The sequence below is a fragment of the Acidobacteriota bacterium genome (genome assembly GCA_040756905.1).
GTDB lineage: Bacteria > Acidobacteriota > Aminicenantia > JBFLYD01 > JBFLYD01 > JBFLYD01.
This window is the reverse complement of the sequence record JBFLYD010000069.1, coordinates 62,446-74,601: the sequence shown is the minus strand read 5'-3', so window position 1 is coordinate 74,601 and position 12,156 is coordinate 62,446. Positions and strand designations below refer to the sequence as shown.

The following is a 12,156-nucleotide window of genomic DNA, read 5'->3' as shown; positions in this document are numbered from 1 at the left end:
GGAGGGCAGTCAGGTCAAGCCACTCTCCTTTTTTCTTATACAATATTTTCTCTCCCTTGCATAGGAATTTGATATTTTCAATGTTATATCTATATTTTAATAAAAATATATTATAGTCAGGTCTTGACATTTGACATTTTCTTGGGAAAACTTTTGTTCTAATTTATTTATTTTGATACTATTTGAGTAATTAAATTTAGTATAACAAATCTCGTCCCCTTTTCCCGTTGAAGAAAGCCAGAAAATGTATATATTTTCATTCATGTCCTCTAATAATTTAGGTGAGGATAATTGATACGAGGATTTCGTTATGAGATATGCAGATTTTTGTTCTTGATCAAAAAGATATATGCTATAAATCCCCTCTGAATAATTTACCCATGTAATAAGAGGATTTTGATTTATGCTTAAAATAAAATAAGATGAAAGATTATAACCAGGAAAACCCTCTGAGATTACTTCATGACTGATTATCTTTTCATTAATAATTTTATATATCGACACAGAAGAACTTTTATAATCGGTATTTTCGCTGAGAAGATAAAGAATTCCAGATACAGATTCTTTTATCTTTGGATTTTTTCCTTTTATGGAAAGAACTTTTTTCCCATCTGCTTTTGAAATTTCAATTACTCCATTTTTCTCTACAGCCAGGTAGTTTTTTGACACATCAAATGAACCAATGTATTCTTCAGAAAATATGGGAATGGAAAATAACAATATCAATGGAATGAAAATTGAATTCTTCAATGCTCTGACCATTTTTAAATATCTATTTTATTAAAAATAACTATTAAAATAAATAAGATAGAGGTGCAGTCTTACTAATACAAAAGAATTAAATAAATTGATATGCAGGGCATGGCTTTAGCCTTGCATTAAGCAACCCCCGAATCAACCCATGAAACAAGTTCAGGGCAAGGTTCGGGGCAGGCTCTGAAGGGTTGCCCTACAAATTATTTATTGCTTTTGTATTAAAATAGTTTTTTGTTAAATTGTTATAAGATGACCTTTCTTTAGTAATACCATGAATATTTGAAGAATTGTCTTATTATTTATATAATTTGGACTTTAAAGAAAGTAATTTTTTTTGTTAAAATAAAGATATTTTATTATGCATTGAATATGCATTGAAGCAAAGAAATATTAAATGAGTGATTCAATTAACAAATTTAAAAAGATCTCGCTGATTCTACCAGCTTTTAATGTACAGAATATAATAGGAAATGCAGTTAAATTAGCGGAAAAAGAGATAAAGAAGGTAAACCCTCAAGAGTATGAAATAATAGTGGTGGATGATGGAAGTTTTGACAGCACCTGGAATGAGTTGAAAGAATTGAAAAATATTTATGGAGATAGACTAAGGATAATTCATCTAAGCAAGAATTCGGGAAAAGGAAATGCAATAAAAAAAGGAATATCTTTATCTCAGGGAGATATAGTAGGGTTCATTGATTCTGATTTAGATATAGTTCCTGAGAATATCCCTATTTTTTTAAACTATTTCAAAGAAAATCGAGCTGATATTCTCATCGGCTCTAAAAGACACCCTGAATCTAAAATTAATTATCCAAAAAGAAGGCTGTTTTTAAGTAATTTATTTAATTTGGTAGTGAAAATTATCTTTAGAATTAATTTATCAGATACACAGACCGGAATAAAGTTTTTTAAAAAAGACTTGGCAGACTCAATCTTGAGGAAAACTAAATGCAAAAGATACATTTTTGACTTAGAGTTTTTATTGATTGCGTTAAAAAATGAATGGAGAATAGTTGAATATCCAGTGATAATTGAATATAGGAAAAAACAAAAAAGAATTAATCTCTTTGAGATATTTAATGCAATCATTGAAATTGGAAAGGTATTTTTTTATTTAAAATTGAAGAAATATGATAAATTATTTTAGATGCTTATATACTAATTTATAATTTTCTGAATACAGCGATATAGTTAATAGCATTTTCTAAATTCTCTTTTGAGATTAAAAAGTCTTCTGTTGAAATTTTCATTATTTCTCTTGATTTAAGCAAAAATAGGAATTCTCTGAACAGAAAATGTAGTATTTCATAAATGATTATCGATAATTTCCTGGGAGTGAGTCTTAGTAACTTAAAAAAGCCTGATTTATAGACTAAATCGATTATTTTTAACCTTTTCTTCCTGTATGAAATCGAATTTTTCGAGGTCCCAAATATACCGAATATCTCTATATCAGAAAAATATCTTTCCATTAATTCATTAATTTCAACCAGATTAAATTCTCTGTAATGATATGGTTCCAATGGAAATTTATACAATTTATTTAAAAAAGAAATTATCCCAGTTCCTTCTTTTTTTAATACTCTTTTTATCTCTTTTAAATAAGTTTCATAATCTTCTATGTGCTCTATAACAGCTAAAGAAATCACAACATCGAAATATTCATCAGGAAATTCCATGTGAGTCACATCCATCATCATAAATTCTAAGTTATCTTTTCTGTAAGTTTGTTTTGCCTTCTCGATAGTTTTTCTTGAATTATCAATACCTATAACTTTTTTTGATTTTTGTGCTAAATGAAAACTTCCAAATCCTTCACCGCATCCTGCATCTAATACAAATTTATTTTCGACATAATTCACACAGAATAAATAAGCTGACAGCTCTCGCTGGAAACGAGGATTTGTTTTTTTATCCTCTGGATAATCCCTTTCGCCTGAATAAAATTTCATCTTTCTGATCCATTGTTGATTTCTTAATGTATAATATATTACATAAATTTACAAAAAATAAGCCTTCAAAAGTTGAAAATAATGGATAATGAGAACTTAAACCCGAAGGTGAAATTAATACCAATCGGGAAATTTATCATGAGAAGGATGGTTTGTAAGGCGAAGAGGATGTTTTCCATCAGCTCTTATTATAAATATTTCCCAGTTTCCCTTATGTTTATCATGAGAGGATGCATATGCAATCCATTTTCCATCCGGCGACCAGGAAGGGTCATAATCAAAGGTAGTCTTACTTTTTGTAATCTGCATCTTGTTTGAGCCATTGAGGTTCATAACCCATATGTTTTCTTTACCCTTTCCCTTTCCACTGACATATGCAATCTTTTCTCCATCAGGAGAATAGTCAGGGCGGCATGCTCCTCCTTCTCCGTCGAGAAGTTTAATTTCTTTTGTAGATAAATCCATATGATAAATTCCCCATCCAAAGAGTTTGTTTGCAGTGAAAGCCATGCTCTTTCCATCAGGTGAGATGGCAGGGAGAATTGTCCTGAACCAGAAATCTGTCAGCATCATTTCATTTCCAGTATGGAGATCTACCACAAATATCTTATCCCCGTTGTCCAAGGTGTCAAAGGCTATCCTTCTCCCATCAGGGAACCATTCGGGATTATAGCAATTAAAGGAGTTGTGGGTAATCCTCCTTATATCCCTTCCCTTCTCATTCATTATATAAATTTGGAAATTTCCATCCCTGTTTGATTGAAAGACGATCCTCTTCCCATCAGGAGACCATCGTGGGTATTGGTCTTCAGCATTATTATGGGTAAGCTGTTTTAAGTTTTTCCCATCAACATCCATTATGAAGATTTCAAAGTCACCATCTCGATTTGATTGAAAAACAATTTTTCCTTTTAAAGTCTTGATTATATCTTCTGGAGAATCAGTAAAAGGTTCTTCTGAAGAATTTGAAGTCTTTGCTAACATATCTGAAATTTTTGCAAATAAATTAAACGCAAATGTAAAGATGATTATTATGAGAAATAAAAAAATCAAAAGTAATATGTAGAAAACTTTACTTTTATAAGGGATTTGAACATTTGTCATTTAAATCTCTTTAATCCCATGAATTTTCTTTTATATATTTTAAAATAAATATTAATTAAAAGGCAATAAGGAATTTTTCATTTACATGATATAATAGGAAATTTGAGGATTAATTAAAATGATATTTATTAAAAAAATACAGTCTGTTATGATTTTAAAAATATTAAATAGCATAAAAGTTTATCTAAGGATATTATTTGACTAAATTAGTTTTTAAAAAAAATTAATTGGATGAAATTAAATAAACATGAAATAAGCAAAAAAATTATTTCTATTTTGTTCTGTCTATTCTTGTAACTATTATACTTGTTATTTATCTTATTTCTTTTATTAAAATTCAGGACATAATCGATGCTTTTAAAAATATATATTTATCGACCCTCTTTGCTTATTTTTTTCTTTCTTTTTCAGGAGCAGTTGTAAGAGCTTACAGGTATAAAATTCTGATTGATTCTCCATATATAAATTTGAAAAGCCTTATTTTTGTTACCCTGATAAGGAATCTTTTTGTCGATTTGCTTCCTGCAAGAACCGGGTCTCTTTCATATATTTATTTAATCAATGTAAGGTTTAATTTTCCATTTGAAATCGCAGCCTCTACATTTCTTATGGCATTTTTTTTCGATTTAGCGAGTCTTTTTCCCTTCTTGTTATTGTCAGTTTTTTTTACCGTTCCTTTCATTTCTGAATTGCAGATTGTGTCTTTTTCTTTTATATTTTTGATTCTAATTCTCGCAATAATTATATTTCTGTCCGAACTACTCGAAATTTTAAGTAAATTGTTTTCCTATTTTTCTAAAAGATTTAATCTGAATACAAGAAAAAGCATCTCGTTAATTCATGAGAAATTGAATTTAATCATAGAAGATATAAAAAAAATTAAAAAAAAAGGAATCTATACTAAAGTTTTTATAGTTTCCACCCTGATCAGGCTTTTCAAGTATACCTCCCTCTATTTTCTTCTCCATTCAATTCTTAAATTTTCAGGATACTCTTTTTTTAATCTAAATTTTTTTAAAGTTGTTATGGGAATTTCCTCAGCAGATTTACTGGCTTTTTTACTCCTTCATGGAATAGCAGGTTTTGGAACATGGGAAGCGGGCTGGACTTTTACTTTTTCCCTGTTAGGGTTTGAAAGGAAATTAGCTATAGTCTCAGGTTTTACTCTTCATCTGATTTCCCAATTCTATGAATATCTGTTAGGAATTATAAGTATAATAATTCTTGCCTTACCAATTTTTTCTAAAGGTAGAAATGTTAATGGTATTGAATAGAAAACTTTTCATGTTTTTAAAAATCAAGGCTTCAGTATTGAAAAACGGAGACAGATTTGATAATTTGAGTCGTTCGAGAATTCATGAAAAATAAGTTTTTCTGGTTGGTTTTTTCATTAATATTGGTTGGTTTTCTTCTCAGGATATGGGGAATAGCGTGGGGAAATGGGATTACGATAATTCCCAATGAATGGGATACTTATGCCAATTCTTTAAAATTCTGGGAAGAAAATTTTATTCCTGTTGATTTTGGTTATCCATCTCTTAATTATTATTTAGCATTTGTATTTCAATATCTGATTTTTATTCTGATGAAGATATCTGGGTTTGTTAAGGATTCATATCAGTTTATTGAATTACTTAAATCCAATTTTAAATTTTTATTAATTACCACTCGAATACCCACAGCAATATATGGCACTGTATCAATTCCATTAACTTACTTTATAGGGAAAAGAATATTTAATAAAAAAGTAGGTTTTTTCGCAGCATTATTTTTGACATTTTCATTCCTTCATACTGTCAATTCTCACTGGGCATTTCCTGATATATTGAATACTCTCGTTCTTGAAGTGGCTTTACTGTTTGGGTTTTTATTTTATAAAAAGTTTAATTTATTATATGCCTTACTGTTCGGTTTTTTTGCAGGCTTTTCAGTTTCAGCAAAGTATCATTTTCCAGTATTAATTATAGGATTGACAGCAATTCTTCTAAATTTTAGAAAGGATGAAAAATTATTTGTTTATTTGAAAAAAGCAATTTTATATGGATTTGTAATAATTTTTTTCTCTATTTTAGGGTTCTTCCTTGGTTGTCCATACTGTGTGATTCAATTTCCAAGGATGATAGAGACTTTTTCAGGGGCAAGATATTATTTTACTGGATGGATGGGGTGGCATCCTGAAGATGTTTATTTTAGATTTATAAAAGATGAAATTGAAGGAATTGGATTGATTGTTTTCCTGTTTTTCTTTTTTTCTCTGATATTTTTTAAAAAATACTGGAAAGAGATGATTCTTCTCCTTTCATTTCCTCTGGTTTTTTATGTAATTACATCATTTTCTCACAATTATTCAGAGAGATATATTATGGTTACATTTCCCTCTCTTTTAATTTTAGCTTCCAAATTTTTTGTCATAGACCTGAAAAAATTATTTCCAGAAAAAATCAGACCAATCTTTGAAAATAAAATTATTCTTTTATTTTTAAGTATCTTAATTCTTTTCCCATCGATAAAAAAAATAGTTGTTGCTGATAGGATGTTAGCTGAGTTTCCTGACTCTTATGAGTTAGCATCAGTTTATCTAAATGAAAATATCCAAAAAGGCTCAAATTTAGCACTCGATTTATTGGTCCCTTCATTCAAAAGTGAGGATTACAGGGTAGTGATGAGAGATCCTTTCGTAGAAACCGATCTTCCTTTTCTTCTAAGCATTAAAGCAGATTATTTGTTTTTCTGTAGAACATCATTTTACTGGAGAAATCCAGAAAACCTTCGATACAGAGAAGGAGTTCAATATTTTAAAGAGATTTCTAAAGAGTTTTATCCAATAAAGAGGTGCTTTTTGGATGATTTTGGCACAATCGCTTTAAATAAACATTTTGAAATATGGAAAAAGAAAAAACATTCCTTTGAAAGAAAAAACCCCATTTTTTTTCCTCTGGTAGAGAAGATCCCTTTTAACATGGATAACAAATATAGAATTTGTTATGGGCAAAATTTTTATGACAAGGATTTTTATACTGGTATTTCCTCAGAGAGCATACCGTATATTCGGTATATATTATCTGATTCAAGTGAAATATATGTAATATTAATTAATGGCAAGGATAAAAAGGAAATCAAGATTGAGACCAGAAGAGAGAGAATCAACATAAATTTAAATCCTTCGGAAAGGAAAATTATAAAATTGTCCACAAAAATTGACCCTGCAAAAATGCTTATACCATTAAAAATCTATTCGAAAGGTCAGGGCAGGATTATAGTTAAATTGGGTTTAAATCCGCTTCTAATAGGGAAGATGTTTTATGATGAAAAGTTGTACAGAGAGGCAATAACATACCTGAAAGAAAAAGAGGTCAATTTCATGGAAAGCTTTGAGTTTCATTTATTACTGTTCAAATGTTATATTAATCTGGGAGAAAAAATCAAAGCTAAAAGAGAAGAATTGATACTCGATAAAATTGGCAAGAAATATAATATATTTCATATCGATAATTTATCAACAATCAAAAATAATGATACAGAAAAGCTACTAAATGAATATGAAAAAGCCACTGGTGTTGACCTGAGCTTTTATAATTATATTTTAAAAAAAGAGATTGAAAGAGAAAAATTGGAAATAAAAGATTTTGACCCATCAAAAATTAGGTATTCATCCGGAAAGATTTACCTTCCTAAGGGCTTTTATAAATCAGAAATTTTGTTTTCAATTCCCATTGAACGGAATGCTGGCTGCAACCCTGCCCCTTCAGGGGCAGGTAAGGCGAGCAATATTAATGATAAAATACCTTGCCGTCGAAGAATCCCCGCTATTTATGGCGGGGTTCTTCAATTCAGAAAAAATTTATTAAGTCGTATCGAATTATATAGATGTTTAGATGAAAATGTTATAAAAAGATTAGAAGTTAATAAAGGACTGATTAATAAGAAGGATTACTATTTGAGTTTCACATTCGATTTTTACATCGATAGAGATGGAGAATATGAAATTTTCGCGAGCTTTTTGGAGCCCGATAAAGTAAAGGTAAAAAGTTTCTCTTTTTTTCCTGACTTGATTAGAAGCTTAAAATCAGAATTTGAAACTTTTGATAATTTCAAAAAATTGCTACAGTAAAATTAGATATGGAAATTAAAAGCATATTCTTGTCTTTAAAGAGATATTGGCTTTTTTTAACTATTCTGATTCTTATGATTTTTGGACTATACATAAGAATTGCAGGAACAGGAGCTTATTACATGAGGCCGGAAGATTGGGAGATACTGGATGAAGCAAGACATCATATTTATGGTTCATTTCGACCTATAAATCCATATTCATATCCTGTTTTTTACCAATACATAGTTGCTATAATATTCAGAGCTTTAGGTCTTATTTTTTCAATTCTCGGTGCAATACCAAAGGGAATTACAAAAATCTGGTCTTACTATGAGCTATCAACTATAGCAAGAATTTTATCTGGATTTTATGGAACAATATCAATATATATTACATATCTTGTAGGGAAAAAACTTTATAATCAAAAAGCAGGAATTTTATCGGCAATTTTTTTGACTCTATCATTTAACCATATTATTCTCGGTCACTCAGCAGTTCTGGATAATCAGATGGGTTTATTTGCAATCATTACATTTTTATTCTGCGTAGGCATTTATCTTGAGGGAAAGTTAATTTATTACATCTTCAGCGGTATATTTGCTGGTTTTGCAATAGCCTCAAAATATAACGGTGGAATGATTTTAGTGGCATTAATAATTGCCCATATTCTTTATTCAATCGAAAAAGAGAAAAATATCATAAAAACTTTATTCCATAAAAAATTATTCATAGCTATTTTTTTTACTATATTTGGGTTTTTTATTGGCGCACCGTATTTCTTCATAGAGCCAGGCTATTCACTTAAAAAACTTATATTTTATATAGGTGTCCTATCGAAACCAGATTGGTGGATGACTCCTGTTAAGCCCGATACATTAATTGAGAAAATCATCCAGCATAATTATTTCAGAGCTATTCTTAACATAAACTATTCAATTGGTCTTCCATTCAGCATTTTAATTTTAATTGGATTTATTAAATTATTTAAGCTCAGAAAAAAAGAAATTCTTCTTTTTTCATTTCCAATTCTTTATATTCTCATTGCATTAGGGTCCTATGGAATATCAAGACCGAGAGATTTATTTGTTTTATTGCCATTTCTTGCACTAATTCAATCTCTGGGATTTGTTTTGATTTGGGATTTTTTGAGAAAATATATCGATAAAAGAATCATCAGAAATTCAGTTTTAACATTAGCGCTGATGATAATTTTCATACCGACCCTGTTCAGGGATATTGAGGCTGTTTATTATATTAAGCGATATGATACAGTTGAATTAGCTCATAACTGGATAGAAAAAAGCCTGCCAGAAAATAGCAAAATTGCTTTTGAGATGTATTCTCCTTTGCCAGATGATAAAAGATATAAACACTATTTTGGTTTCTTCTTTATTTTAGGGTTTAGAGACTTTTCTTTTTACAGAAATAATTTCGATTTTTTGATTGTAAGCAGCATTAATTATAAGTATAGATTTTACCTAACAGAAAAATATCATCCTAATGAGGTTAGATTCTACAGGGGACTAAATCGGGAATATGAACTGATAAAAGATTTTTCATTGAAGCTAATTGAAATGAAAAACCCGACTGTGAAACTATACAAAATAAGAAAAATTGGGAAAAAACCAGTCAATATACTTTTGCCTAAAACTGTAGATTTTGATAGGAAAAAAATCGATTATATTTTTACAAACCCAGATATATATGGGAAATGCAATAATGTATTTTTTCTAAAGGATGAAGAACTCATAAGATATGTTCAGAGTAATAGTGAAATAGGGAAATGTGTTTTATTTTTTTATGGAGAAAATCAGAACGAAATAATAAAATTTAAGAATGGCTATTCTACCCACCGAGTGGACTTGGGCAGAAAGGGGATGGCATATCTGGAAATATCACCTAAATTGAAGTTTCCATTTACAAAATATGTCTATAAATTTATATTTCCTTCTATTGAGGGGAAAAAAGAGGTATTGGTTAAAATATTATGGAACCCGATGGAAATAGGGTATGAATTCTATAAAAATGAGCATTATGATAAAGCTATTGAATATTATCAGAGAGAACTTGAAAAAAACCCAGAAAATATCGAAGCATATTACTATTTGAGTTTATCTAATTTTAAAAAAGGCATGTATAAAGATGCTAATCAAATTTTGTATAAAATTAATAAAAAATTAAGACTATTTGACCGATCATATCTATCATTGACAAGTGGCTCTCTTAAAGAGGAAGAATGGAAAAGAAAATTTGAAAGACTATTTGATGTAGATTTTGATTTCTTTCTGGATTCCCACTCAGTTATCCTCCAGATGGAAGATTTTGACATGGATAAAAAGATTATTCTGAACGATGAAAAATTGTCATTTTTAAAAGGACTTTACTGTGATTCCGAATGGCATGGAGAAAATTCTGAAATTGAAAGCTCATCCATTCAGTTGTATCCTCAGGAATACATTGCTGAATTAAGCTTTAAAGACTTAACTCAAAATAAAGACTGGAAAGGTAGAGTTTATGTTCTCTCTAATGAGAATTCAAAAGAAAAAATTATTTCCCAAGGTGATTTAAAGGATGGGATAATAGAAAACGATTTTAAAAAAATCAAGATTCATTTTAAAATAAATAACATGAATGAAAGGGTTAAATTTAGAATAATCCTTGACGGAAATTATAAAATCATCCTTGATAAGATAAGAATTTTCCCTGATTTAAGGATTTTTTTCTTTGAAATGGGGAAAGATATTTTTTATATGAAAAGTTATCTTAATCAGCAATTAAAAGGAACTCTATTTAATCAGTGAAAAAGATTGTTATAATCCCAGCATTCAACGAAGAGAAAAACATAGAAAAGGTTTTATTGTCTGTAAAAGAGTTCTGCCCAGACTTCGATGTAGTCGTCATAAATGATGGCTCAACCGATAAGACTTCTGAATTGACAAGAAAATTTGATTTTGTGAATGTTATAGACCTCCCAGTTAATATAGGAATTGGAGGCGCTGTCCAGACTGGTTTCATCTATAGTGAAAGAAATAATTATGACATTACCGTTCAAGTAGATGGCGATGGTCAGCATAAACCGTCAGAAGTAAAAAAAATCATTGAACCAATTCTTAAAAATGAAGCTGATGTTATTATCGGGTCGAGGTTTATTGAAAAGGTTACATTTCGAAGCTCTTTATTAAGAAGGATAGGAATAAAATTATTTTATTTAACAAATAAAATATTGCTCAGAGAAGAAATTACAGATAGCACTTCAGGATTCAGGGCATATAATAGAAAAGCGATAGAAATTTTGAGCAGAAACTATCCGGATGATTATCCTGAACCTGAGGCAATTTACATTTTGAAAAGAAAAGGAATTAAAATTAAAGAAGTCCATGTGGAAATGGAGGAAAGAATAGGGGGAAGATCATCTATTAGTTTTTTTAGGGCAGTTTATTATATGACAAAAGTATTTCTTTCAATTTTTGTTTTAATGTTAAGAAAAGAAAAGTAAAGGAGAAAAACAATGGAAGATGTTCAGATTTTTAGAATTCAAATATTGGCTATAATTGGGAGTATTTTCTTGATTATTTTTGTTTTTGAACTTATTCGAAGAAAAAGATTGAGAGAAGAATTCTCAATTCTCTGGCTCGGCATGGGAATAATCTTTCTAGTTATATCTTTATTCAGGAAGCTTTTAGATAAGTTCTCCTATTTTGTAGGAATCGGCTACCCTCCTGCAGCTTTATTTCTTATTTTAATAATGGGACTTATGATAATTTTAATTCATTTTTCAGTTGCGATTTCAGAGCTAAAAGAATCCAATAAAAAACTTATTCAAGAATTGGGATTATTAAAAATGGAATTAGAGAATCAACAAAAGGAGAGAAGGGAATGAAGGGAATTCATTTGTTTATCATTTCTATGATCATCTGGGTTCTCTCACAGGTATTGATAAAGAATGGGATGAATAAATTTGCCGGGATTGGGATTAATTTGAATTTTTTTATTAGAGCACTGACTTCACCTTTCGTATTAGCAGGGATTTTTCTTTCAGGCATAGGAGTACTGGTATGGCTGATAATTCTTTCGAGATATGAGTTAAGTTATTCCAACCTTATAGTTAGCTTCACATATGTTCTTATGGTTTTGGCATCGATAATTTTTTTCAGGGAGCATATTTCAACCTTAAGATGGATTGGAACTTTTTTCATTATGGTGGGCGTGTATTTAGTTTTTAAGACTTAGGTTTATATAATGAAACAA

The 12,156-nt window shown here is 29.6% G+C and carries 10 protein-coding genes; 7 read left to right on the top strand and 3 right to left on the bottom strand.

Annotated elements, in window-relative coordinates; all coding sequences use genetic code 11:
- Positions 1-96 precede the first annotated feature (96 nt).
- Positions 97-762, bottom strand: a complete 666-nt coding sequence (locus AB1410_12100) for a hypothetical protein (GenBank protein MEW6457441.1) — start codon at positions 760-762, stop codon at positions 97-99.
- A gap of 388 nt (positions 763-1,150) precedes the next feature.
- Here AB1410_12100 and AB1410_12095 point away from each other — a divergent pair, with 388 nt between their 5' ends.
- The gene (locus AB1410_12095; protein MEW6457440.1) at positions 1,151-1,906 is read left to right on the top strand and encodes a glycosyltransferase family 2 protein; all 756 of its coding nucleotides are present in this window, start codon (positions 1,151-1,153) and stop codon (positions 1,904-1,906) included.
- 16 nt (positions 1,907-1,922) lie between these two features.
- Here the strand turns inward: AB1410_12095 and AB1410_12090 are convergent, their stop codons facing one another.
- Both AB1410_12090 and AB1410_12085 read right to left on the bottom strand, forming a co-directional pair.
- Positions 1,923-2,711, bottom strand: a complete 789-nt coding sequence (locus tag AB1410_12090) for a class I SAM-dependent methyltransferase (GenBank protein ID MEW6457439.1) — start codon at positions 2,709-2,711, stop codon at positions 1,923-1,925.
- Between the two features lie 114 nt (positions 2,712-2,825).
- The gene (locus AB1410_12085) at positions 2,826-3,815 is read right to left on the bottom strand and encodes a DPP IV N-terminal domain-containing protein (GenBank protein MEW6457438.1); all 990 of its coding nucleotides are present in this window, start codon (positions 3,813-3,815) and stop codon (positions 2,826-2,828) included.
- Between the two features lie 281 nt (positions 3,816-4,096).
- On the opposite strand from AB1410_12085, the gene AB1410_12080 reads away from it, so the two are divergent.
- The 6 genes from AB1410_12080 (at position 4,097) to AB1410_12055 (ending at position 12,138) form a co-directional block, all read left to right on the top strand.
- Positions 4,097-5,089, top strand: coding sequence for a lysylphosphatidylglycerol synthase domain-containing protein (locus AB1410_12080; protein ID MEW6457437.1), 993 nt, complete (start codon positions 4,097-4,099; stop codon positions 5,087-5,089).
- Positions 5,090-5,172: 83 nt separating this feature from the next.
- Complete coding sequence (locus tag AB1410_12075) at positions 5,173-7,926, top strand: glycosyltransferase family 39 protein (protein MEW6457436.1); 2,754 nt, start codon at positions 5,173-5,175, stop codon at positions 7,924-7,926.
- Between the two features lie 8 nt (positions 7,927-7,934).
- The gene (locus AB1410_12070; protein MEW6457435.1) at positions 7,935-10,709 is read left to right on the top strand and encodes a glycosyltransferase family 39 protein; all 2,775 of its coding nucleotides are present in this window, start codon (positions 7,935-7,937) and stop codon (positions 10,707-10,709) included.
- Positions 10,706-11,404 (top strand): glycosyltransferase family 2 protein, encoded by a 699-nt coding sequence (locus tag AB1410_12065; protein ID MEW6457434.1) that lies wholly within the window; start codon positions 10,706-10,708, stop codon positions 11,402-11,404. Before AB1410_12070 ends, AB1410_12065 begins: the two co-directional genes overlap by 4 nt.
- Before the next feature lie 12 nt (positions 11,405-11,416).
- Positions 11,417-11,788 (top strand): DUF2304 domain-containing protein, encoded by a 372-nt coding sequence (locus AB1410_12060; protein MEW6457433.1) that lies wholly within the window; start codon positions 11,417-11,419, stop codon positions 11,786-11,788.
- Positions 11,785-12,138 carry an EamA family transporter gene (locus AB1410_12055; GenBank protein MEW6457432.1) on the top strand — a complete coding sequence of 118 codons (354 nt, stop codon included), beginning with the start codon at positions 11,785-11,787 and terminating at the stop codon, positions 12,136-12,138. The genes AB1410_12060 and AB1410_12055 overlap by 4 nt, the downstream gene beginning before the upstream one ends.
- Positions 12,139-12,156 lie beyond the last annotated feature (18 nt).

Excerpts from the sequence above, each read along its gene's own strand:
- AB1410_12100 (MEW6457441.1), bottom strand. The coding sequence starts at position 762 with ATGGTCAGAGCATTGAAGAATTCAATTTTCATTCCATTGATATTGTTA.
- AB1410_12095 (MEW6457440.1), top strand. The coding sequence starts at position 1,151 with ATGAGTGATTCAATTAACAAATTTAAAAAGATCTCGCTGATTCTACCA.
- AB1410_12090 (MEW6457439.1), bottom strand. The coding sequence starts at position 2,711 with ATGAAATTTTATTCAGGCGAAAGGGATTATCCAGAGGATAAAAAAACA.
- AB1410_12085 (MEW6457438.1), bottom strand. The coding sequence starts at position 3,815 with ATGACAAATGTTCAAATCCCTTATAAAAGTAAAGTTTTCTACATATTA.
- AB1410_12075 (MEW6457436.1), top strand. The coding sequence starts at position 5,173 with ATGAAAAATAAGTTTTTCTGGTTGGTTTTTTCATTAATATTGGTTGGT.
- AB1410_12070 (MEW6457435.1), top strand. The coding sequence starts at position 7,935 with ATGGAAATTAAAAGCATATTCTTGTCTTTAAAGAGATATTGGCTTTTT.
- AB1410_12060 (MEW6457433.1), top strand. The coding sequence starts at position 11,417 with ATGGAAGATGTTCAGATTTTTAGAATTCAAATATTGGCTATAATTGGG.
- AB1410_12055 (MEW6457432.1), top strand. The coding sequence starts at position 11,785 with ATGAAGGGAATTCATTTGTTTATCATTTCTATGATCATCTGGGTTCTC.